Origin of the sequence: Leisingera sp. XS_AS12, from assembly GCF_041224635.1 — a bacterium.
In the GTDB taxonomy this organism is placed as follows: domain Bacteria; phylum Pseudomonadota; class Alphaproteobacteria; order Rhodobacterales; family Rhodobacteraceae; genus Leisingera.
On the sequence record NZ_JBGFGM010000103.1, the window covers coordinates 67,025 to 89,996 of the forward strand.

The 22,972-nt window shown below is 64.8% G+C and carries 19 protein-coding genes; 10 read left to right on the top strand and 9 right to left on the bottom strand.

Translation table 11 applies throughout. The features are described 5' to 3' along the window. Positions 1-24 precede the first annotated feature (24 nt). Complete coding sequence (locus AB9K35_RS12725; protein ID WP_369926561.1) at positions 25-687, bottom strand: HAD-IA family hydrolase; 663 nt, start codon at positions 685-687, stop codon at positions 25-27. 141 nt (positions 688-828) lie between these two features. Between AB9K35_RS12725 and glmU the strand changes: the two genes are divergently transcribed. From glmU to AB9K35_RS12740, 3 genes are read left to right on the top strand one after another with little or no spacing between them, the layout of a single operon-like run. After that, on the top strand, positions 829-2,184 hold the full coding sequence (glmU, locus tag AB9K35_RS12730) for a bifunctional UDP-N-acetylglucosamine diphosphorylase/glucosamine-1-phosphate N-acetyltransferase GlmU (RefSeq protein WP_369926563.1): 1,356 nt from the start codon (positions 829-831) through the stop codon (positions 2,182-2,184). Further along, complete coding sequence (gene glmS, locus AB9K35_RS12735; RefSeq protein ID WP_222453605.1) at positions 2,184-4,007, top strand: glutamine--fructose-6-phosphate transaminase (isomerizing); 1,824 nt, start codon at positions 2,184-2,186, stop codon at positions 4,005-4,007. The genes glmU and glmS overlap by 1 nt, the downstream gene beginning before the upstream one ends. Beyond that, positions 4,004-4,696 (top strand): DNA alkylation repair protein, encoded by a 693-nt coding sequence (locus tag AB9K35_RS12740; RefSeq protein ID WP_369926565.1) that lies wholly within the window; start codon positions 4,004-4,006, stop codon positions 4,694-4,696. Before glmS ends, AB9K35_RS12740 begins: the two co-directional genes overlap by 4 nt. 51 nt (positions 4,697-4,747) lie before the next feature. On the opposite strand, the gene AB9K35_RS12745 is transcribed toward AB9K35_RS12740, so the two are convergent. Then, entirely contained in the window at positions 4,748-5,191 is a 444-nt protein-coding gene (locus AB9K35_RS12745) for a hypothetical protein (RefSeq protein ID WP_369926567.1), read from the bottom strand. Between the two features lie 92 nt (positions 5,192-5,283). Here AB9K35_RS12745 and moaA point away from each other — a divergent pair, with 92 nt between their 5' ends. From moaA to AB9K35_RS12760, 3 genes are read left to right on the top strand one after another with little or no spacing between them, the layout of a single operon-like run. Continuing rightward, positions 5,284-6,294 carry a GTP 3',8-cyclase MoaA gene (gene moaA / locus AB9K35_RS12750; RefSeq protein ID WP_369926569.1) on the top strand — a complete coding sequence of 337 codons (1,011 nt, stop codon included), beginning with the start codon at positions 5,284-5,286 and terminating at the stop codon, positions 6,292-6,294. A 3-nt stretch (positions 6,295-6,297) separates the two neighbouring features. Beyond that, positions 6,298-7,614, top strand: coding sequence for a 3-deoxy-D-manno-octulosonic acid transferase (locus AB9K35_RS12755; RefSeq protein WP_369926571.1), 1,317 nt, complete (start codon positions 6,298-6,300; stop codon positions 7,612-7,614). Then, the gene (locus AB9K35_RS12760) at positions 7,614-8,672 is read left to right on the top strand and encodes a glycosyltransferase family 4 protein (protein WP_369926573.1); all 1,059 of its coding nucleotides are present in this window, start codon (positions 7,614-7,616) and stop codon (positions 8,670-8,672) included. The genes AB9K35_RS12755 and AB9K35_RS12760 overlap by 1 nt, the downstream gene beginning before the upstream one ends. A gap of 144 nt (positions 8,673-8,816) precedes the next feature. Here the strand turns inward: AB9K35_RS12760 and AB9K35_RS12765 are convergent, their stop codons facing one another. The 5 genes from AB9K35_RS12765 to AB9K35_RS12785 all read right to left on the bottom strand — a co-directional run bounded on the left by AB9K35_RS12765 (position 8,817) and on the right by AB9K35_RS12785 (position 15,554). Beyond that, the gene (locus tag AB9K35_RS12765) at positions 8,817-9,980 is read right to left on the bottom strand and encodes a M20 aminoacylase family protein (RefSeq protein ID WP_222453611.1); all 1,164 of its coding nucleotides are present in this window, start codon (positions 9,978-9,980) and stop codon (positions 8,817-8,819) included. Positions 9,981-10,014: 34 nt separating this feature from the next. Next, positions 10,015-11,178 (bottom strand): M20 aminoacylase family protein, encoded by a 1,164-nt coding sequence (locus tag AB9K35_RS12770; protein ID WP_369926575.1) that lies wholly within the window; start codon positions 11,176-11,178, stop codon positions 10,015-10,017. A gap of 10 nt (positions 11,179-11,188) precedes the next feature. Beyond that, entirely contained in the window at positions 11,189-12,355 is a 1,167-nt protein-coding gene (locus AB9K35_RS12775) for a M20 aminoacylase family protein (RefSeq protein ID WP_369926577.1), read from the bottom strand. A gap of 201 nt (positions 12,356-12,556) precedes the next feature. Further along, entirely contained in the window at positions 12,557-13,723 is a 1,167-nt protein-coding gene (argE, locus tag AB9K35_RS12780; RefSeq protein WP_369926579.1) for an acetylornithine deacetylase, read from the bottom strand. 10 nt (positions 13,724-13,733) lie between these two features. Then, positions 13,734-15,554 (bottom strand): dipeptide ABC transporter ATP-binding protein, encoded by a 1,821-nt coding sequence (locus AB9K35_RS12785; protein ID WP_369926581.1) that lies wholly within the window; start codon positions 15,552-15,554, stop codon positions 13,734-13,736. A gap of 357 nt (positions 15,555-15,911) precedes the next feature. On the opposite strand from AB9K35_RS12785, the gene AB9K35_RS12790 reads away from it, so the two are divergent. From AB9K35_RS12790 to AB9K35_RS12805, 4 genes are all read left to right on the top strand, one after another. Further along, positions 15,912-17,612, top strand: a complete 1,701-nt coding sequence (locus AB9K35_RS12790) for a peptide ABC transporter substrate-binding protein (RefSeq protein WP_222453616.1) — start codon at positions 15,912-15,914, stop codon at positions 17,610-17,612. 145 nt (positions 17,613-17,757) lie between these two features. Continuing rightward, a complete protein-coding gene (locus tag AB9K35_RS12795; protein ID WP_222453617.1) occupies positions 17,758-18,765 on the top strand; it encodes an ABC transporter permease in 1,008 nt (335 codons plus the stop codon). Beyond that, positions 18,758-19,729, top strand: a complete 972-nt coding sequence (locus tag AB9K35_RS12800) for an ABC transporter permease (RefSeq protein WP_222453618.1) — start codon at positions 18,758-18,760, stop codon at positions 19,727-19,729. The genes AB9K35_RS12795 and AB9K35_RS12800 overlap by 8 nt, the downstream gene beginning before the upstream one ends. 230 nt (positions 19,730-19,959) lie before the next feature. Further along, positions 19,960-21,033: a YeeE/YedE family protein gene (locus AB9K35_RS12805; RefSeq protein WP_369926593.1), complete on the top strand. Its 1,074-nt coding sequence runs from the start codon at positions 19,960-19,962 to the stop codon at positions 21,031-21,033. Here AB9K35_RS12805 and AB9K35_RS12810 read toward each other — a convergent pair. Both AB9K35_RS12810 and AB9K35_RS12815 read right to left on the bottom strand, forming a co-directional pair. Continuing rightward, a complete protein-coding gene (locus tag AB9K35_RS12810; protein WP_369926585.1) occupies positions 20,969-22,249 on the bottom strand; it encodes a DUF3422 family protein in 1,281 nt (426 codons plus the stop codon). The genes AB9K35_RS12805 and AB9K35_RS12810 overlap by 65 nt on opposite strands. Positions 22,250-22,579: 330 nt before the next feature. After that, positions 22,580-22,972, bottom strand: a 393-nt coding sequence (locus AB9K35_RS12815) for an NAD(P)(+) transhydrogenase (Re/Si-specific) subunit beta (protein WP_369926587.1), incomplete at its 5' end; no start/stop codon positions are given.

A 22,972-nucleotide genomic window follows, 5' to 3' on the forward strand; every position in this document is an offset into this window, starting at 1 on the left:
ACCACCGCCGCCGCGTTCGCCGTGTCAGGGCAGCAGCCGCGACACCACATCCACGAGGTCCGAAAAGTCGTGCAGCAACGCCTCGGGCTCCAAGGCCGCCATGTCATCGCCGGAGGGACCGAAGGTCACCAGCACCGAGGCCACGCCCGCGGCGGCGGACGTCTTTCGATCGGTGTCACTGTCGCCAACCAGCAAGGTGCGCGCCGGATCACCACCGGCACGCCGCGCCGCCTCGAACAGCGGCTCCGGGTCCGGCTTGCGCACCGGAAGCGTGTCCGCCCCCACCAACGAGGCAAAGGCGTCGCGCACACCGAGATCACTCATCAGCTGCTCCGCCAGCGCCTCCGGCTTGTTGGTGCATATGCCAACACCAAAGCCTGCGGACTTCAACGCTTCCACTGCCTCCATGGCGCCGGGATACAGCCGGGTGTGCAGGCAGATGGCCTCTCGGTAGGCGTCCAGCAGCACCGGGTAGAATTCGTCCACCGTCGCGGAGTTGAACTGTCCCACCCGCTGCAAGCCGACGCTCAGCATGTTGCGCCCTCCCCGCAACGCAACGCCCGCGTCCTGTGGATGGGTCAGCACATCCCCCAGTCCCATTTGCCGAAAGCAGGCATTGGCCGCGGCCAGCAGATCGCCCGAGGTATCCGCCAAGGTCCCGTCCAGATCAAAGATTACCGTCCGCATGTCCCGCCTCCTCGGCCCGTTTCGGCGTGTTTCCGCTGCCGGATGTTGCAGCCCGCAACCTAGTTTGATGGCGCGCTCCCTTGCGCCCTGCCCCCCAGCGGATAAAACGGGAGCGCTAAAAAGACAAAGAGAAAAGCGATTATGAGCATTGCCCTTGTCATCCTGGCGGCCGGTAAAGGCACGCGGATGAACTCCGATCTTCCCAAAGTCCTGCACCCAATCGCCCAGGCGCCGATGCTGGAACACGCCATGGCCGCAGGCCGCGCGCTGGAGCCGGAGCGCACGATCATCGTCGCCGGTCACGGCGCGGAAGCCGTGCGCAAGACCGTTGCCGAGATCGACCCGGAGGCCGAGGTGGTGCTGCAGGAAGAGCAGCTGGGCACCGCCCATGCGGTTGATCAGGCCCGTAGCGCGCTGGAAGGTTTCACGGGCGATGTCGTGGTGCTTTACGGCGACACCCCCTTTGTCAGCGCCGAGACGCTGGAGCGCATGGTCGAGGCCCGCCAGCGCGCCGATCTGGTGATCCTCGGGTTCGAGGCCGCCGACCCCGCCCGCTATGGCCGCCTGGTGATGGACGGTGACAGCCTGGAGCGCATCGTCGAGTTCAAGGACGCCAGCGAAGCCGAGCGCGCCATCACCTTCTGCAACTCCGGCCTGATGGCCTGCGACGCGGCGGTGATGTTCGATCTGATTTCCGAGGTCGGCAACGAGAATGCCTCTGGCGAATACTACCTGACCGACCTCGTGGAACTGGCCCGCTCCAAGGGCAAGACGGTTACCGCGGTTGCCTGCGACGAGGCCGAGACGCTGGGCATCAACTCCCGCGCCGATCTGGCGCAGGCGGATGCCGTGTTCCAGGCACGTGCGCGGGCGGAACTGCTGGAGCTGGGCGTCACCCTGATGGCGCCCGAGACGGTCTATCTCGCCTTTGACACCTATATCGGCCGCGACACGGTGATCGAGCCCAACGTGGTCTTTGGCCCCGGCGTCACGGTGGAAAGCGGCGCGCTGATCCGGGCGTTCTCTCATCTTGAGGGCTGCCACGTCAGCCGCGGCGCCAAGGTCGGCCCCTATGCCCGCCTGCGCCCCGGCGCGGAGCTGGCCGAGAACACCCACATCGGCAATTTCGTCGAAATCAAGAACGCCGAGATTGCCGAAGGCGCCAAGGTGAACCACCTTAGTTACATCGGCGATGCCTCGGTGGGCGAAGCCACGAATATTGGCGCAGGCACGATTACCTGCAACTATGACGGGGTGATGAAGCACCGCACCGAGATCGGCGCCCGGGCCTTCATCGGATCGAACACCATGCTGGTGGCGCCGGTCCGGGTCGGCAACGAGGCGATGACCGCGACCGGTGCGGTGATCACCAAGAATGTTGACGACGGCGACCTGGCCATTGCCCGCGCCGAACAAACCAACAAACCGGGCCGCGCGCGCAAGCTGATGGACATGCTGCGCGCCAAGAAGGCCCGCCTGCTGAAGGGAGCCAAGTGATGTGCGGAATTGTCGGCGTACTGGGCAATCACGAGGCCGCCCCGATCCTGGTCGAGGCGCTGAAGCGGCTGGAATACCGCGGCTATGACAGCGCGGGCATCGCCACCGTGAACGCAGGCGTCCTCGCGCGCCGCCGCGCGGTGGGCAAGCTGGTGAACCTGTCCGATCTGCTGGTGCATGAGCCACTGGCGGGCAAGTCCGGCATCGGCCACACCCGCTGGGCCACCCATGGCGCACCATCGATTGCCAACGCCCATCCGCACCGGGCGGGCGCGGTGGCCGTGGTGCACAACGGCATCATCGAAAACTACAAGGAACTGCGCGCCGAGCTTTTGGATTGCGGGCTGGAGTTCCGCACCGAGACCGACACTGAAACCGTCGCCCTGCTGACCGAACGCCATCTGCAGCAGGGGCTGCCCCCCGTCGAGGCAGCGTTCAAGACGCTGGACCGGCTGGAAGGCGCCTTTGCGCTGGCGTTTCTGTTTGAGGGTCAGGAAGATCTTATCGTCGCCGCCCGCAAGGGCTCGCCACTGGCCATCGGCCATGGGGACGGCGAGATGTTCGTCGGTTCCGATGCGATCGCACTGGCACCTCTCACCGACCGGATCACCTATCTGGAAGAAGGCGACCGCGCCGTTGTCACGCGCGCCGGTGCGGAAATCCGCAACGCCGAAGGCGCGCTGGTCAACCGCGAGACAAAGACCATCCAGATCGACTCGACCCAGGTCGACAAGGGCGGGCACAAGCATTTCATGGCCAAGGAAATCGCCGAGCAGCCGCATGTGATCGCCGAGGCCATCCGCCACTACCTGCCGGTCGAGGAAGACGCCGTGCGCCTGCCCGGCGACGGCGTGGATTTTGCGCAGGTGGACCGGCTGACCATGGTCGCCTGCGGCACGGCTTATTATGCCTGTCTGACCGCGAAATACTGGTTCGAGCAGATCGCCCGCCTGCCGGTCGAGGTCGATATCGCCTCCGAGTTCCGCTACCGCGAACCGCCGATCCCGGCCAAGACCGCGGCGCTGTTCGTCTCGCAGTCCGGGGAAACCGCCGACACGCTGGCGGCGCTGCGCTATTGCCGGGAGAAGGCCGACCGCATCCTGTCGGTGGTCAACGTCCCCGAAAGCTCGATCGCGCGCGAAAGCGATCTGGCGCTGCCGATCTTTGCCGGGCCGGAAATCGGCGTCGCCTCGACCAAGGCGTTCACCTGCCAGCTGACCGTGCTGCTGGCGCTGGCGCTGAAGGCGGCCTGCGATCGCGGACATCTGTCCGAAGATGAGATGGCCGATTACGCCAGCGCCATCCGCGGCCTGCCCAACGTGCTGTCATCGGCGCTGGAGCAGAACGAGGCAATCCGCCAGGCCGCTCAGAAGGTCAGCGAGGCCCGCGACGTGTTGTTCCTGGGCCGCGGGCTGATGTTCCCGCTGGCGCTGGAAGGCGCGCTGAAGCTGAAGGAAATCAGCTACATCCATGCCGAAGCCTATGCCAGCGGCGAACTGAAACACGGCCCCATCGCGCTGATCGACAAGAACATGCCGGTGGTGGTTCTGACGCCCCATGACAGCCTGTTCGACAAGTCCGTCTCCAACATGCAGGAGGTGCTGGCGCGCAAGGGCAAGGTCCTGATGATCTCGGATCAGGCGGGCCTTGCGGCGGCGGGCGACGATGTCTGGGAGGCGATCCGTATGCCTGCCGTCAAGGAAGCGCTGAGCCCGATCCTCTATGCAATTCCGGCGCAGCTGCTGGCCTATCACACCGCGGTGGCCAAGGGGACCGACGTCGACCAGCCGCGCAACCTGGCCAAATCGGTGACCGTGGAATGACCGCACCCACACTGCAGGGCGCGCTTGATCAGCTGAAAGCGCTGGCCGAACCCGGCCGGGCCGAGCAGATGACCGCCTATCACAAGCAGACCCGGGACGTACTGGGCGTCCCGAACCCTGCCATAAACGAGCTGACCAAATCCTGGCGGCAGGCTCTGGACGTCGCAGAGCGAGAGGAGCTGGCCCGCGCCCTGTGGGACAGCGACATCTTCGAAGCCCGCATCGCCGCGGGCAAGCTGCTGACGCAAGCGCGGATCAAGGAAGACGGCGCGGTCTGGAACCTGCTGCAAGGCTGGGTGCCGCAGTTTGACAGCTGGGCGATCGCCGATCACGCCTGCTCTGCCATCTCCAAGCGGCTGGTGGCAGCTCCCGAACGGCTGGACACGGTGGCAGACTGGACGCAGTCTGAACACATGTGGACCCGCCGCGCGGCGCTGGTCGCCACCCTGCCGTGGGCCAAGATGAACAATCTGAAACCGGCGGACCAGGAGCGGCGCGAGCGCATCCTCGGCTGGGCCGCGTCCTACGTGCCGGACCGCGACTGGTTCATCCAGAAAGCGGTGGCCTGGTGGCTGCGCGACCTCAGCAAGCATGATTCAGACCGCACGCGCGCCTTTCTGGCGGAACATGGCGACGCCATGAAAGGCTTTGCCCGCAAGGAAGCGGGCAAATATCTGAAAAACGCCTGACCTTGGCGGGGCGATCCGGCCACGGTCTGGCCCGCCCCGAACAAAACAGCCTTACCCGGCCGGGAGAACCTGCAGTTCAACGACCTCGGTCAGCGGCAGGCCAAGCGCCCGCATCGCGCCGATCGACAGACGGCTCCCGCCGGAGGCCCCAGCGGCCAGCGGCTTCAGCGTCACCACCACCTGCGTGTTCCGATCGGACCGGACCAGCGCCTGCTGCTCTGTAGCAACCAGCGGTGTTTCCATCCACATCCCCGGCACTGAAGGATCGCCGAGGGAGGCCACGGTCATGGCCGAGCCACTGAACGAGGGGGCATCGGGCGCCAGCGGCGCAGCTTCTGCGACCTCAACACCCGGTGCTGGTTCCAGAACCGGCGATTGCCCGGTTTCCTGTACAGGCACAGACGCCTGACCACCCAAAATCTGAGAATTCAGCTGAGGGCTGTTGCAAGCCGCCAGCAGGGAAATGGACGCAAGGGAAAAAACTGTCATACGCATGCGGTGACCCTAGCCTTGTGCGAAACAGTTTGCCAGCCACAAAACATCACGTCCCCCTTGTCGCGGACTGTGGCCGCCTTTACCTAAGACACATGACAGCTCCGCTTATCGATCCCTTCGCCCGCGCAATCACTTACCTGCGTGTCTCGGTTACCGACCGCTGCGATTTCCGCTGCGTCTACTGCATGTCGGAAAACATGACCTTTCTGCCCAAGAAGGACCTGCTGACGCTGGAGGAACTGGACCGGCTGTGCTCCACCTTCATCCGGCTCGGGGTGGAAAAGCTGCGCATCACCGGCGGCGAGCCGCTGGTGCGCCGGGGCATCATGACCTTTTTCGACGCGATGAGCCGCCATCTGGACAGCGGTGCCCTTAAGGAGCTGACGCTGACCACCAACGGTTCGCAGCTGGCGAAATACGCGGAAGATCTCTATGCGGCCGGGGTGCGCCGGGTGAATATCTCGCTCGACACGCTGGACGAGCAGAAATTCGCGGATGTCACCCGCTGGGGCCGCCTGCCGCAGGTGCTGAAGGGCATCGATGCCGCGCAAAAGGCGGGGCTGAGGGTCAAGATCAACACCGTGGCGCTGAAAGGCTTCAACGAGGCCGAGCTGCCGCAAATCACCCGCTGGTGCGCCGAACGGGACATGGACCTGACCTGGATCGAAGTCATGCCCATGGGCGAGGACATCGGCGCCATGGAGCGCATCGGCCAATACTGGTCGCTGAAGGACCTGCGCGCCGAGTATGAGCGCCATTACACCGTCACCGACCTCGCCGAACGCAGCGGCGGCCCGGCGCGCTATGTGCGGCTGGAGGAAACCGGCCAGAAGATCGGCTTCATCACGCCTCTGTCGCATAACTTCTGCGAAAGCTGCAACCGGGTGCGCGTCACCTGCACCGGCGAGATCTACACCTGCCTTGGCCAGGAGGGTAAAGCCGACCTTCGCGCGCCCCTACGCGCCCATCCCGAGGGCAGCGGCCACCTGGAGGCCGCGATCCGCGCAGCGATTGGCGACAAGCCGCGCGGCCATGACTTCGACTACTCCCGGCAAGAGGTTGCAGGCCAGATGACCCGCCACATGAGCCACACTGGCGGCTGACCCATGCCCGGGGAAACACCTGCGCAGCCGACGCTGCTCTATTCGCTGTACTGCGGCGCCAGCGCCCTCATTGCCCCCTTCGCCTGGCGCAAGGTGGCGGCCAGGCTGCGCGCCTACGGTCTGCCCGAAACACGTGTGCGCGAACGCCTCGGCCACGCCTCGCTGCCGCGCCCCGGCGGACAGCTGATCTGGTTCCACGCCGCGTCGGTAGGCGAAAGCCTGTCGGTGCTGACCCTGATCCGCCGATTGGGCGAGCAGCTGCCCAGAGCGGAGTTCCTGATCACCTCCGGCACGCCCACCTCGGCCGAGCTGATCGAAAAACGCATGCCGCCGCGCTGCCGCCACCAGTTCCCGCCCTTGGACAGCGCCGCCGCCGTCGATCGTTTCCTCGCCCATTGGCGGCCCGATCTGGGCGTCTTTGTCGAGAGCGAGCTGTGGCCGCAGATGCTGGTGCGCGCCCGCCGGACCGGTTGCCCGCTGGTGCTGCTGAACGCGCGGCTGTCCGAGCGCTCTGCCGAAGGCTGGAAAAAGCGCCCAGAAACCGCGCGCTTCATCCTCGATCAGTTCGATCTGCTGGTGACCCAGAACCAGCGGACCGCCGACAACCTCGCCGCCATGGGGGCCGCCCCGGAGCGCATCCGCCCCGGCAGCAACCTCAAGGCGGTCTCCGCGCCCCTGCCCGCAGATGAAAAGACCCTGGCCGACCTGCGCGCCGCCCTCAGACCGCGCCCGGTCTGGGTGGCCTCCTCGACCCATGAGGGTGAAGAGGAAACCGTGCTTGCGGCGCACCGCCTGCTGCTGCAGCGCCACCCGGACCTGTGCCTGTTGCTTGCCCCCCGCCACCCGGAACGCGGCGATGCGGTGGAAGCGCTGATTGCCACCGCCGGCTTCACCTCGGCACGCCGCAGTGTCGGCGAAGGCCCCAACCCGGACACGCAGGTCTATCTTGCGGACACGCTGGGCGAGGTCGGCACCTGGTATGCGCTGAGCCCGCTGGTGTTTCTCGGCGGCTCGCTGCGCGAGATCGGCGGCCACAACCCGTTTGAGCCCATGCAGGCCGGGGCGGCGGTCATCAGCGGTACAGGTCATTTCAACTTTGCCGAAACCTACGCCGAGCTGACCCGGCTTGGTGCCGCGACAGAGGTCACCACGGCTGAACAGCTGGCAGAACAGCTGTCGCTCTGGCTGCAAGAGCCGGAGAAGCTGGAAGCCGCCCGCACAGCCGCGGCGCAGTTCATCTCCCGCCAGTCGGACCAGCTGGATCAGACGGTCGCATCGCTTCTGGCGCTGCTGCCTGCGCAACAACAGGAGGCCCCGTGATGGCCCGGACAGACGCCAACGCAATCGAGGTCATCGCCCCCAACTTCAAACGCCGCCTGTCCGGCGTCACCTCCACCATCGTCCGACTGGTGCCGCTGCAACGGCAGCACATCGCCATTGCCACGGCAGGCAGCGGTCTGCCCGAGGATCTGCCGCATCTATCACTGGCGCAGCTGATCTTCATGCGCCGCAACGGTCCCACCGGCGCGCGCGTCTGGCATGCCCGGCGCAACGTCGAGATGCTGGGCGGGCTGGCGCTGAAATACCTGCTGGGCAAGCGGCTGAAACTCCTGTTCACCTCGGCCTCGCAGCGCCACCATTCGACCTATACCAAATGGCTGATCGGGCAGATGGACCGGGTGATTGCCACCTCTGCCAAGGGGGCGGCCTACCTCGAGAAACCCGTGCAAGTGGTACATCACGGCATTAACACCGATGATTTCTGCCCGCCTCGGGACAAACAGGCCCTGCGGCGCGAGCTGGGCCTGCCACAGGACGACATCCTGATCGGCTGCTACGGCCGGATCCGCGCGCAGAAGGGCACCGATGTCTTTGTCGATGCGATGCTCGAGGTGTTGAAAGACAACCCCAACACGGTTGGCATTGTGATGGGCCGCGCCACCGACAAACACGCAGCCTTCGAGAAGGATCTGCGCGCCCGCGTGGCCGCTGCGGGCCTGTCCGAGCGGCTGCTGTTCCCACCCGAAGTCCCGGTCTGGGAAGTGGCACGCTGGTATCAGGCGCTGGATCTCTACGTCGCCCCGCAGCGCTGGGAGGGGTTTGGCCTCACCCCGCTGGAGGCGATGTCCTGCGGCGTGCCCGCCGTTGCCACCCGCGTCGGCGCCTTCGAAGAGCTGATCGCGCCCGGCGAGACCGGCCTGCTGATCGATCCCGACGACACCGGCCAGATGGTCGAGGCGATCAAATCCGTGCTGACCACCGAAGGCCGCCTCGCGGAGTGGTCCAAGGCCGCGCGCAAGCATGCGGTCACCAATTTCGCACTGGAGAAAGAGGCCGAAACCCTGGTCACCATCTACCGCGAGATGCTAGAGCACTAACCGCAGACGGCAGGTCCGCGCGGTTGGCTCAGATCGCAATTGCCCCCTTTTGGGGGGGGGAGAGGGTGACTTGCGCCAAATAGCCAAGTCAAGTGACGCTGGAAGGGGGCAGACAGCCCCCTCCCCTGTTTCAGATCAAGCCGATCAGGCCGCAGGCATCCGCTGCTCGACGATCTCGGCCCACCAGCTGCAGCCCGCCGGGATGGCTTCGTCGTTGAAGTTGTATTCCGGATGGTGCACCGCGGCGGTATCGCCGTTGCCGACCAGAATATAGGCGCCGGGGCGCTCTTCCAGCATGAAGGCGAAATCCTCGCCGCCCATCACCAAGGGTGCCTCGTCGCAGCTGCCGGAGATATCGGCAGCCACCTTGGCGGCGAACTCGGTCTGCTCCTCGTGGTTGGCCATCACCGGATAGCCCCGATGATAGGTCACATCCGCAGTGCCGCCGAAGGTCGCCGCAATGCCAGTGCAGATTTCCTTGATCCGCGCCTCGGCAAGGTCGCGCATGGCCGTGGACATGGTGCGCACGGTGCCCTTGATCTGGACCTTCTGCGGTATCACGTTGAACGCTTTCGATGATGTCTCGAAGGAGGTCACCGAGACCACGATCTGCTCTACCGGGTCGGCGTTGCGCGCAGCGATGGTCTGCAGCGCCAGAACCGCCTGCGCGGCCATCACGGTGGTATCGATGGTTTCCTGCGGCTTGGCGGCATGGCCACCGCGGCCCTCGAAGGTGATGTCGAACTGGTCGGTGGCGGCAAAGAAGGCGCCCGGGCGGATCGAGAAGGAGCCTACCGGGCGGCCCGGCCAGTTGTGCATGCCGTAGACTTCCTGGATGTTCCAGCGCTCCATCAGGCCGTCGTCGCACATTTCCTTGCCGCCGCCGCCGCCTTCCTCGGCGGGCTGGAAGATCACCACCACCGTGCCGTCGAAGTTGCGGGTCTCGGACAGGTACTTGGCCGCGCCCAGCAGCATCGCGGTGTGGCCGTCATGGCCGCAGGCATGCATCGCGCCAGGGGTCTTGGAGGCATAGTCCAGCCCGGTCTGCTCATGAATCGGCAGCGCGTCCATGTCGGCGCGCAGGCCGATCACCTTGCCCGCGCTGTCGGACTTGCCCTTGATGACGCCGACAACGCCGGTGCGACCGATGCCGGTCACCACCTCGTCGCAGCCGAATTCCTTCAGCTTTTCCGCCACCAGCGCGCTGGTGCGGTGGGTTTCGAACAGGATTTCGGGGTTTTCATGGATGTCACGGCGCCAGGCGGTGATTTCATCCTGCAATTCGGCAAAGCGGTTCTTGACCGGCATTTTACACTCCTTCTTGGGTAGGTTTCCCGCGCCGTCAGGACGCGGGCATTCTTCGTTCCACCAGTTCAGCAAACCAGCTGATACCGGCGGGGATGATCTCGTCGTTGAAATCATATTCGGGGTGGTGCAGCCCGGCGCTGGGGCCGTTGCCCAAGCGGATCATCGCGCCGGGGCGCTCTTGCAGCATGAAGGAGAAGTCCTCTCCTCCCATTGCCAGCGCCACCTCCTCGCAGCCGCCCGCCACGGCTTGCGCCGCCGCGCGGGCGCGTTCGGTGGCAACCGCATCGTTGATGGTGACCGGCACGCCAAGGTGAAAATCGATTTCCCCGCGACCGCCGAAGGTCCGGGTGATACCGCCAAGAATGGCGCGCAGCCGCTGCGGGATCTGCTCGCGGACCGCGGGCGCATGGGTGCGGATGGTGCCGCGGACCTCGGCCCAGTCGGGAATCACGTTGAACGCCTTGGAGGACGTCTCGGCCGAGGTGATCGACAGCACGCCCTGCAACACCGGGTCGACGTTGCGCGACACAACGGTCTGCAGCGCGGTGATCAGGTGGCACATCATCACCGTGGTATCCACGGTCTCATTCGGCTTGGCCGCATGGCCGCCCTTGCCCTGCAGGGTGATGGTGAACTCATCCACCGAAGCGAGGATCGGGCCGGGGCGAATGGCGAACTTTCCCGCCTCCAACCCCGGTGAATTGTGGATGGCATAGACCTCGTCGATGCCAAAGCGCTCCATCAGGCCGTCCTTGCACATGGCCTCGGCGCCGTTGCCGCCTTCCTCGGCAGGCTGAAAGATCACCACCGCGGTGCCGTCGAAATTGCGGGTCTCGGCCAGGTATTTGGCCGCGCCCAGCAGCATCGCGGTATGGCCGTCGTGGCCGCAGGCGTGCATCGCGCCATCAGTCTTCGAGGCATGCGGCAGGCCAGTCTGTTCCTGCATCGGCAGCGCGTCCATGTCTGCGCGCAGACCGATGGCGCGGCCCTGCGTGTCCATGCGCCCGCGGATCACCGCGACAACGCCGGTGCGGCCGATGCCGGTCACCACCTCGTCACAGCCAAAGCTGCGCAGCTTGTCCGCCACCAGCGCCGATGTGCGGTGGGTGTCATAAAGAATCTCGGGGTGTTCATGGATGTCGCGGCGCCAGCCTGCGACTTCCTCGTGAAACTCCGCAGCGCGGTTCTTGATCGGCATCAGTGACTCCTCAGGCGGCGGGCATGCGGCGTTCGACCAGTTCGGCAAACCAGCTGCAGCCGAGCGGAATGGCGTCATCGTCGAACACATAGGCCGGGTGGTGGCACATCTGGGTGTCCCCGTTGCCGAGGAAGATGTAGGCGCCGGGGCGTTCCTCGAGCATATAGGCGAAGTCCTCGGACGGCATGATCGGGGCGGTTTCCGCATCGACCTTGGCAGCGACCGCCCGCGCGGCTTCCACCGCGTGATCGGTGCTGGCCGCGTCATTGACCGTCACCGGGTAGCCGGGGCTCCATTTCACTTCGGCCGTGGCGCCATAGGCGGCGGCGGTGTTTTCAACCACGCGGCGCACCCAGCCCTCGGCCTGTTCGCGGTATTCCGGGTCCAGCGTGCGCACGGTGCCCTGCAACCGGGCAGTATGGGCGATCACGTTCGACGCCGTGCTGTCGGTCTCGAACGTGCCGACGGTCAGCACCATGCGCTTCACCGGGTCCACGTTGCGGGAGACGATCGAATGCAGCGAGACCACGATCTGTGAGGCGACGAGCGTGGTGTCGATGGCGTCATGCGGCGCCGCGGCATGGCCGCCCTTGCCGGTGACGGTGATCTCGAACTCGTCGGAGGAGGCCATCAGCGCGCCGGGGCGGATGGCGAATTCGCCCACCGGCAGGCCCGGCATGTTGTGCAGCCCGTACACCTCCTGAATGCGCCAGCGGTCCATCAGCCCGTCATCACACATCGCCTTGCCACCGGCGCCGCCCTCTTCGGCAGGCTGGAAGATCAGCACCGCGCGGCCGTCGAAATTGCGGGTCTCCGCCAGATATCTGGCCGCGCCCAGCAGCATGGCCGTGTGGCCGTCATGGCCACAGGCATGCATCACCCCCGGCGTCTTGGAGGCATAGTCCACCCCCGAGGCTTCGGGGATCGGCAGCGCGTCCATATCGGCGCGCAGACCGATGGTGCGGCCCGAGGTGTTGGTCTTGCCCTCGATCACCGCGACCACGCCGGTCTTGCCAACGCCAGTGGTGATGTCGGTGACGCCGAACTCCTTCAGCCGCGCCGCGACAAAGGCGGCGGTCTCGTGGACCTCATACATCAGTTCGGGATTTTGATGCAGATGACGGCGCCAGCCAGTTATCTCCGTATGCATTTCGGCCAAGCGATTTTTGACTGGCATGTTCCCCTCCGTTTCTGCGCGGCCCTTTGCCGTTGCCGCTGACTGTCTGCGAAAAAACTTGCTTTAGCAAGTAATCACCCGGCCGTATTTCGCACCGCCGGACTGAAATGCGCACGCGGGCGTCATGGCCGCCGCACGGCGCGCCACTGCCCTGTATCTGCGCAGGCAGCGGTCGGTCTCAGGGCGCGAAAGCGCCGCCGGTCAGCCCTGCAGCCGCTCCAGCAGCTTGCGCATGAATGCATGTCCCGCCTCGAACTGGGCGACGGTGATGTATTCGTTGGGCTGATGGGCCTGGGCGATGTCGCCGGGGCCGCAGATCACCGCGGAATATCCCGCCGCCTGAAACTGGCCCGCCTCGGTCCCGTAGCTGACCACATGGGTGCCGTTGTCGCCGGTCAGGCTGCGTACCAGCGCCTCGGCCCTGCCCTCGGCTTCCGGCACCAGTCCGGGCACCGCGAAGACCCGCTGCACGTCAATGCGGCTGTCCGGGTGGACGGCCTGCATTTCTGCCTCGATGCGGCGCACCTCGGCCAGGTAGGCGGCCTCCCAGTCGGAGGCATTCTCGCTCGGCACTACCCGGAAATCCATCACAAACCGACATTCCTTGGCGGTGATGTTGTTGGCGGTGCCGCCGGTGACGGTGCCGACATGGGCAGTGGTCCAGGGCGGCTCGAACATTGCCTGCACCTCGCCCGGCTCCGCCGCCACGTTCTCGGCGTTGCGCTGGTTGGCCCAGTCGATCAGCCGCGCGCCCTGCATCACCGCGCTGACGCCGGTGTGCAGCAGGGAGGAGTGGACCTCGAACCCGGTGAGATGCGTATCAAAGCCGATGATACCCTTGTGGCCGGTCACCGCCTGCATCATCGAAGGCTCGCCGACGATCACCGCCGCGCCCTTGGGCAGCAGCGGTTGCATCGCCTCGATCATCGGCGGCGCGCCGGTGCAGCCGATTTCCTCGTCAAAGCTGAGCGCCAGCTGCAAGGGGCGGCTAACGCCCTGCCGGTGCGCCTCGACCAGCGCCCAGATGGCGAGCGCATCAAACCCCTTCATGTCGCAGGTGCCGCGACCGAAATACTTGCCGTCGCGCTCCTCTACCGTGAAGGGATCGCTCTGCCATTCCTGGCCGTCGACCGGCACCACGTCGGTATGGCCCGAGAGCACCACGGCGCCTTCGACGCGGGGGCCGACATGGGCAAATACAGCCGCCTTGTGTGGTTGCCGCGGATCGACCCAGCGGTGGCTTTCGATACCATGGCTGGCCAGATAGGCCTGCACCCAATCCACCAGCGGCAGGTTGGTGTCATGGCTCACGGTCGGGAAGGAGACCAGACGGGTCATGATCTCCAGCGGCGTCAGCACAGTTGCCATGTCCGTCGCCTTAATAGCCGCTGTCGGTCTTCAGCACGAAATGGCCCGGCTCCAGCTCGAGATACTCCGAGGGTTCCGGCTGGTAGTCCAGCCCGTGGATCGGCGAGGGAATCGGTTTGAAATTCAGCTCGCGCTCCGACTTGCGCTGGCGCGGATCGGCAATCGGCACCGCCTTCATCAGGGCCTGCGTGTAGGCATGCAAGGGGTTCTCGAAAACGCGATCACGCGGGCCAATTTCAACAATGCGACCAAGGTACATGACACCGACCTGATGGCTGACGCGCTCGACCACCGCCATGTCGTGGCTGATGAACAGGAACGACAGGCCCAGCTCCGCCTGCAGCTCCATCATCAGGTTCAACACCTGCGCCTGCACCGACACGTCGAGCGCCGAGACCGCCTCGTCCGCGACGATCAGCTTGGGGTTCAGCGCCAGCGCGCGGGCAATTGCGATCCGCTGACGCTGGCCGCCGGACATCTCGTGCGGGTAGCGGCGCATGAAGCTGCGCGGCAGGTGGACCCGGTCGAACAGGCTGGCGACGCGATCCTGAAGTTCCGAGCCGGAGGCGAGGCCATAGTTGCGCAGCGGCTCCGCCACCTGGTCCATCAGCTGCATCTGCGGATTCAAAGAGGCAAAGGGATCCTGGAAGATCATCTGCATATCAAGCCGCGCCTTGTGCATCTGCGCGTGGCTGAGACCGAGGATGTCCCGGCCCTCGAAATTGACCTTGCCCGACAAAGGTTCCACCAGCCGCAGGATCGAGCGGCCCGCAGTGGATTTGCCGCAGCCGGATTCGCCCACCAGCGACAGGGTCTGGCCCTTGAAAACCTTGAACGACACATCCTCGACTGCATGCACATTCGAGATGGTCCGCCGCAGAAGGCCGCCCTTGACCGGGAACCGGGTGGTCAGGTTCTGCACGTCCAGCAGCACCTCGTCGGTGCCCTTGATCGGCTCGATCTTCTGGTCGGTCACGCCCATCAGCTTCATCGGTTCGGGATACTGCTTGCCGCGCATCTCGCCCAGCTTGGGCACCGCCGCCAACAGCGCTTTGGTGTAGTCGTGCTTGGGATTTTCAAAGATCTCCTCGACGGAGCCTTCCTCAACCTTGTTGCCGCGGAACATGACGACGACGCGATCGGCCATCTGCGCAACAACCGCCATGTCATGCGTGATGAACATGACGGCCGTTCCGGTCTCACGCTTCAGCCGGTCCATCAGGGCGAGGATCTCGGCCTGGATGGTCACGTCCAGCGCGGTTGTCGGCTCATCCGCGATCAAGAGGCGCGGCTCGCAGGCCATCGCCATTGCGATCACCACACGCTGGCGCATGCCGCCCGACAGCTCGTGCGGGTACTGGCGCAGGCGGCGCTCAGGCTCGGGGATACGCACCTGGCGCAGCAGTTCCAGCGCGCGTTCCTCGGCCTTGGCCTTGGACATGTTCTTGTGGATGCGCAGCCCCTCAGTCAGCTGGCGGCCGACGGTGAACACCGGGTTCAGCGCGGTCATCGGCTCCTGGAAGATCATGCCGATCTCGTTGCCGCGGATCTGCTTCATCATCTCCTGCTCGGCGCGCGCCAGATCGGTCTTGCCGCCCTCGCGGCGGTTGAACACCAGCTCGCCGCCAGCGATCTCGCCGCCACCGAACTCTACCAGCCGCATCAGCGACAAGGAGGACACCGATTTGCCCGAGCCGGATTCCCCGACGATGCAGACGGTTTCGCCGGGGCTTACATCGAAGGACACATTTTCAACGCCGGTGACAGTGCCATCCTTGGTCTGAAACTCCACGCGCAGATTTCGGATGGACGCAATTGCGTTGTCCAGCATGTCAACTTCCCCATTTGTTTGTCTGGTGACCACTTTTTGATCGCGGCTTCTGGTTTTGCAGTAAACTCTAGTTTCCTGCGAAATGCTCATGCAAATTTCGCATGACTACTCCAAAATTCGAATTTGCAATTTTCCTGCAAGTGGTTTTCGATGAGTTCAGCGTTTTCCTGCGAGGTATCGCGCGTCGGTGCATCCGACAGAGAGTTCGTGCCGCTTTTTTGACCGGCCACCAGTGTCTTGGTTTCCCGATACCAGCAGGTCTGAGTGCTAGACTTCCGCAGTGATGCGGCAAAATCCGGGCTGTCTCAGGTCCGGGCAACAAAAAGACACGAAACCGTGTCCGACAAGGAGAGTGTAATGAAGTTCAAATCCCTTCTCATGGGTGCCGTTGCTGCGGCAACTCTGGCCCCGGCGGCCTTCGCCGAGCGTGGGTCGGATGGCCAGGTCAACATCATCTACTGGCAAGCGCCGTCGATCATGAACCCGTTCCTGTCGGGTGGCACCAAGGACGTCGAGGCGGCTTCGCTGGTGATTGAACCGCTGGCGCGCTACGATTCCAAAGGCAACATGGTGCCGTTTCTCGCATCCGAGATCCCGACCGTCGAGAATGGTGGCGTCAGCGAAGACCTGAAGTCGATCACCTGGAAGATCGCCCCGGGCATCAAGTGGTCCGATGGCAGCGATTTCACCGCCCATGACGTGGTGTTTACCGCCGAATACTGCATGCACCCCGAAGGTGGCTGCGCACAGGTAACCAAATACGAAGGCGTCACCAACGTCGAAGCACTGGATGATCTGACCGTCAAGGTGACCTTCGCCGAGCCGACCCCGTTCCCCTACGGGCCCTTCGTCGGCGGTGAAAGCCCGATCATCCAGAAGGCCCAGTTCGAGAACTGCCTTGGCGCCAAGGCCCCCGAGTGTACCGAGGCGAACTTTGCCCCGATCGGCACCGGTCCCTTTGTTGTGGATGAGTTCAAGCCGAACGACGTGATCACCCTGTCGGCCAACGACAACTACCGCGACCCGAACAAGCCCGCCTTTGCCAAGGTGCTGTTCAAGGGCGGCGGCGATGCCACCGCGGCGGGCCGTGCGGTGATGGAAACCGGCGAGTTCGACTACGCCTGGAACCTGCAGCTGGCGCCGGAAGTGATCGCGCAGATGGAAGCCGGCGGCAAGGGCAAGCCGGTGGCAGGCTTCGGCCCGCTGGTCGAACGCATCATGCTCAACAACACCAACCCCGACCCGGCGCTTGGCCCGGACGAGCGGTCGGTGATCCGCCCGCACCCGTTCCTGGGCGATCCGGCGGTCTACAAGGCGATGTCGATGGCGATCGACCGCCCGCTGCTGGTCGAGATCGGCTACGGCAAGGCCGGCAAGGTCGGCTGCAACTGGGTGCCCGCGCCTGAAGCCTTCGCCTCCGACACCTTCGACTGCTCCACCCAGGACATCGAAGGCGCCAAGGCGATGCTGGAGGAAGCCGGCTACAAGGACACCAATGGCGACGGCGTGCGGGAAACCCCGGACGGCAAGCCGATGAAGATCCTGTACCAGACCTCGACCAACGCCGTGCGTCAGGACTTCCAGGCGCTGATCAAGGAATGGTGGAGCCAGATCGGCATCGAGACCGAACTGCGCAACATCAACTCCAGCGTCTTCTTCGGTGGTGACCCGGGCTCGCCCGACACCTTCCAGAAGTTCTACGCCGACGTCGAGATGTACGCCAACACCTTCAACGGCACCGATCCGCAGTCCTACCTGGGCAACGGCCTGTGCGACAAGGCTCCGACCCCGGCCACCCAGTGGCAGGGTGAGAACATCTCGCGCTTCTGTGACGAGGAATACGACAAGCTGCACGCCGAGCTGACCAAGACCGCCGGTCTGGAAGCCCGCGCCGAGATCGCCAAGCGCCTGAACGATATCATCATCGAAAAAGGCGGCATGATCCCGCTGGTGCACCGTGGTCGCCTGTCGGCACACTCCAATACCCTGGGCGGCGTCGACCTGAACGTCTGGGACAGCGAGCTGTGGAACGTGGCTGACTGGTACCGCATCAAGTAAGCCCAGGCTTGCCTCACCGGGGCCCCGGCGTTCTGCCGGGGCCCCTTGCCATTACCCCGCGCCCGCCTGCCGCGCCGCGCTGCGTATGGCTCCAAGGCACCCAGCCTGACCCGAATTCCAAACAAGTTGCAAAGGCGCCCACCTGATGCTGACCTTTACAATCCGGCGGCTGTTTCTCGCGGTTCCGACACTGCTTTTCATCAGCCTCGTGATTTTCCTGCTGCTCGAGCTCGCCCCCGGCGACCCGATGGCGCAGGTTCCCCTGACCGTCCCCCCCGAAGTGAAAGAAAAGATGCGCGAGGCGCTTGGCCTCGGCCAGCCGATGCACATCCGGTTCTGGAAGTGGCTGGTTCAATTCTTCTGGATCGAGCCACAGGTTCTGATCGACCATTACCTCGGCACCAGCTTCTCGGCCGGTGATCTGCGGGTGATCTCCTGGCAGACCCGTTCGCCTGTGATGGACATCGTGATCCAGCGCATGCCGCAGACCCTGTGGGTGGTTGGCACCGCCTATATCGTGGCGATCCTGATCGCGCTGCCGATCGGCATCTATTCCGCCTACCGCCAGTACAGCTGGTTCGACCAGCTTGGCACCTTCGTGTCGATGGTCGGCTTCTCGGTGCCGCCGTTCTTTTCGGGGGTGCTGGTCATCGTGATCTTCTCGGTGCAGCTAGGCTGGTTCCCGTCAATCTATGACACCACCCATGTGGTCGACAGCTGGGACGCCTTTGTCTACCAGCTGAAGCAGATGATCATGCCGGTGATGGTGCTGGCGCTGCAGATCACCGCGCAGCTCAGCCGCTTCATGCGGGCCTCTATGCTGGACAACCTGAACCAGGATTACGTCCGCACCGCCCGTGCCAAGGGCCTCAGCGAATATGTCGTGGTCATGGTCCACGTCCTGCGCAACTCGATGATCCCGGTGGTCACCGTGATCGCACTGGGGATCCCGTCGATCTTCGGCGGCGCCATCATCACCGAGCAGGTGTTCAAGGTGAACGGCATCGGCCAGCTCCTGATCGGCGCCATCCAGGCCAACGACCTGCCGATGGTGCAGACGCTGACCTTCATCTTTGCGGTGCTGATCGTGCTGTTCAACCTGATCGCCGACGTGCTGTACGGCATTCTTGACCCGAGGATCCGCTATGACTGACAAGGAACGCTTTGTGCCCGACGAAGGCATGGCACCGGCCTCCACCTCGGTGCCGGGAGCAGGCGCCCTGGAAGAGCTGCACAACCCGCCGCGCAGCCAGTGGCTGGACGTCTGGGACCAGTTCAAATCCCACCGCGGCGCGCTGATGGGCGGGGCGTTGTTCCTGTTCATCATCCTCGCCGTCTATGCCGGGCCGCTGGTCTGGGACATCGACGCCACCAAGATCGACATCCGCGCCCGCAACCAGGGCCCCAGCTGGGCGCACCCCTTCGGCACCGATCAGCTGGGCCGCGACATGCTGGCCCGGATGATGGCAGGCGGCGCGACCTCGGTCTCAGTCGGCCTGACAGCGATGCTGCTGGCGCTGGTGCTCGGCTCCTTCATCGGGGTAATGGCCGGGTTCTTCAAGAAACTGGACGGTCCGCTGATGCGGCTCACCGACCTGTTCCTCGCGCTGCCGCTCTTGCCGCTGCTGCTGGTGATGATGCTGTTGTTCCGCGAGCCGCTGAACGCCGCCTTTGGACCGGAACAGGGGATCTTCATCCTGATCGTGGCCTCTATCGGCGTCACCAGCTGGATGCCGACCGCCCGGATCGTGCGCGGCGACGTGCTGGCACTGAAGGAGCGCGAATTCGTGATGGCAGCGCGCTCGATCGGCACCACCAACCGCAAGCTGATCACCCGGCACATCCTGCCCAACGTGCTGTCGCCGATCATGGTCTCGGCCACGCTGGGCATCGCCACGGCGATCATCACGGAATCGTCGCTGTCCTTCCTCGGCCTCGGCTTCCCGCCGGACTTCCCGACCTGGGGACGACTGCTGTTTGATGCCACCGACTATCTCCAGCAGTACCCCGAGCGGGTGTTCTGGCCCGGCATGGCGATCTCGCTGACGGTGCTGAGCGTGAACTATCTCGGCGACGGCCTGCGCGACGCCCTCGACCCCCGCATCCGCGGGCGCTGAGGTCGCAATCGCAAAAACACATTCAAATAAGAACATGACTTCTGGCCACCCTTTTCGGGTGGCCAGTTTGTTTCGTCCCCTGCGGCCTGCCAGGCAATTTGTTCGCTCTGGCCAAGACGATGCGAACGCCATCCCCGCTTTGTCACCGTCAAGCCGCATATCAAGACTTGCCCCGCGCCCTCATTACCGCCATTTCGGGAAAATATTCCGTTTCCCAGCTGGTGACCGAGATGTTCGAAACCTTCGGCTTTGAAGAGACCACCGCGCGACAAGTGTCCGTGCTGTTTGCCCTCGTTGTCGGGCTTGTCTTTGGCGCTCTGGCGCAGTGGACAGGGTTCTGTTTCCGACGCGCCCTCGTCGGGCAGGACCGGCGTGAGGCTGCCGGCGTCTGGATGCTGGCGCTGGCGACGGCGGTGATCGCGACACAGGCGGCCGTCGCACAGGGCTGGATCGATTTTGCCGACCACCGCCTGATGGCTGCGGATCTGCCGGTACTGGCCATCGTCGCGGGGGGGCTGATGTTCGGAGCTGGCATGATCCTCACACGCGGCTGCGCATCGCGCCTGCTGGTGCTGGGTGGCAGCGGCAACCTGCGCGCGCTGCTGGTGATCGTGGTCTTTTCGATCACCGCACATGCGACGCTCAAGGGGGTTCTGGCCCCCCTGCGCACCACGTTGGGCGCGGTCACCCTACCCCTGGCTGAATACGCCTCGCTGGCGGCGCTCCCCAGCGGCAGCTGGTTGTGGAGCCTCCTGATGGCGGCGGCCGCCCTGGTTGTCGCGCTGCGCTCCGGAAACGGCCTGCCAACGCTGCTTGCGGCTGCGCTGATCGGCCTGCTGGTGCCAATCGCCTGGGTGGGCACGGGCTTCATCCTTTATGACGAGTTTGACCCGATCGCGATGGAAAGCCTGTCCTTCACCGCTCCAGCCGCCGATACGCTGTTCTTCATCGTCGCCTCCAGCTCTATCCCGGCCGGTTTCGGACCCGGCCTGGTCGGCGGCGTGCTGCTGGGTGCCTTGTTTGCCGCCCTGCTGAGCGGCCGCTTCCAATGGCAAAGCTTCGAGAGTCCGCGCCAGACCGGTCGTTACATGACCGGTGCCGGGTTGATGGGCATTGGCGGCGTGCTGGCCGGCGGCTGCACGGTTGGCGCTGGTCTTGCCGGCATTCCCACGCTGAGCGTCGCCGCCCTGCTGGCACTGGCGTCGATTGCACTGGGCGGTCTTGCGATGAATGCTTGGCTCAGTGCAGGCGCTTCCGAATCCGGCGCACGGCCAGCCAAACCAACGCGACGACCGGCAGCGTAAGCAGCGCCGTCAGCCCCCCTTTGCTGAGGTTCAACACCGCCGCCAGCGGGTAGAGCGCATAAGAGGCCAGCGAGACCGCGTAGTAGCTGATCGCCACGACCGACAGCCCCTCGACCGTGTGCTGCAAGCGCAGAGCCAGATCCGCGCGCCGATCCATGCTAGCCAGCAGCGCCTGGTTCTGGGCGGACCGCTCGACATCGACGCGGGTTCGCAGCAGCTCACCTGCGCGGCGCGCCCTGTCGGCCAGCATTTCCAACCGCCGCTCGGTAGAGGTCACCGTGCGCATCGCCGGCTCGAACCGGCGCAGCATGAATTCGCCAAGGGTCTGGAACCCCTTGTACCGTTCCTCGCGCAGCAAGCCGATGCGCTGATTGACCAGCGCGTCATAGGCTCCCGTGGCGCTGAACCGAAACGCCGAGCGCGCCGCCATCGCCTCCAGCTCGGCAGAGACCACCAGAAGCTGCGACAGGGTTTCCTCCGCCGGGGTCTGGCCTGACGTCATCTCCAGCATCATCTCGCTGAGCCGCGTGTCCAGTTTGCTGATGCTCGGCGTCAGATCCCGGGCGCGCGCCAGGCCCAGCATCGCCATTGCCCGATAGGTCTCCACCTCGCACAGGCGTTTGACGATGCGCCCGATGCGCTGGTTGCCCGTGTCCGCCGCAGGCAGAATGGCAAACCGCACGTGCCCCGCTGGATCAATGCGGAAATCCCCGGCCACAATTGCGCTGCCGTCAAGCACGCGCGACACCGCCAGGCTTTCGGGAACGAACCATTCCTGCAGCATCGGCTGCAGGCTCCCGTCCCCGTCATGCTGCACCACACGGATCATCGCCGAGGTGATCCGCTGCCCCGGCGCGGTGGCCAGCCAATCGGCTGGAAACACCTCGAAATCCGCCGGGTCAAAGGCCCGCGTGCTGACACCATTTGCATAGGCGGTGTAGCTGACGAACTCCGAGTGCTGCTCCCATTTCAGGGTGTGCCGCCCGATCTGCGCCGTGTGATGGGTCGCCCCGGGCTTCGGGTGCGCCGCGCCGTGTCGGTCCAGCAACTCGATCAGATGCTGCAGATCCTGCCCCCTGTCGCGATGTTCGGCATCCTGCGGCTGCTTCACCGCAAGGTAGCTCACCGTGGAGGGGCTGGAGATGGTCGGAAACGGACGGGCATGCAGCTCATTTGTCAGCTGGTAGCGCAGCGGGTGGTCCTGGATCTTTGTCATGGTGGTCTCCGGGGCAATCCCGGCCACCATAGATCGCCCCGAGGCAAAGTAAAGAAATGTTTACAATCAATGCTTTGAGTGAATACGACAGTATACGAAAGCGCGCTGACCCGCCGCAAAGAACCGGCTGACCGCCGCATTCGGCACCCAAACCAGAAACACTTCGGGCACCGCCCCTGCCCTGCATCTCATCGGCGTCTCGGCGGCCCAGGCGTACCCCGCTCGACGCGCGAATCTACGCCTTGCCACCGCCGCGCATGCGGCCTTCATGCCCACACAAAAAAGGCGCCCCAATTGGGGCGCCTTGCTGGTGTTGGTTTGCGGATCCGATCAGCTGATCGAATTCAGCAGCGTGTCGAGGCTCTGTTTCGCGTCGCCGTAGAACATCCGGGTGTTCTCCTTGAAGAACAGCGGGTTCTCGATGCCGGAGTAGCCGGTGCCCTGGCCGCGCTTGGAGACGATCACCTGTTTCGCCTTCCAGCACTCCAGAACCGGCATGCCGGCAATGGGCGAGTTCGGGTCTTCCTGCGCCGCCGGGTTCACGATGTCGTTGGAGCCGATCACGATCGCCACATCCGTCTGCGGGAAGTCGTCGTTGATCTCGTCCATCTCCATCACGATGTCGTAAGGAACCTTGGCCTCGGCCAGGAGCACGTTCATGTGGCCCGGCAGGCGGCCCGCCACCGGGTGGATGGCAAAGCGCACTTCTTTGCCTTTCGCGCG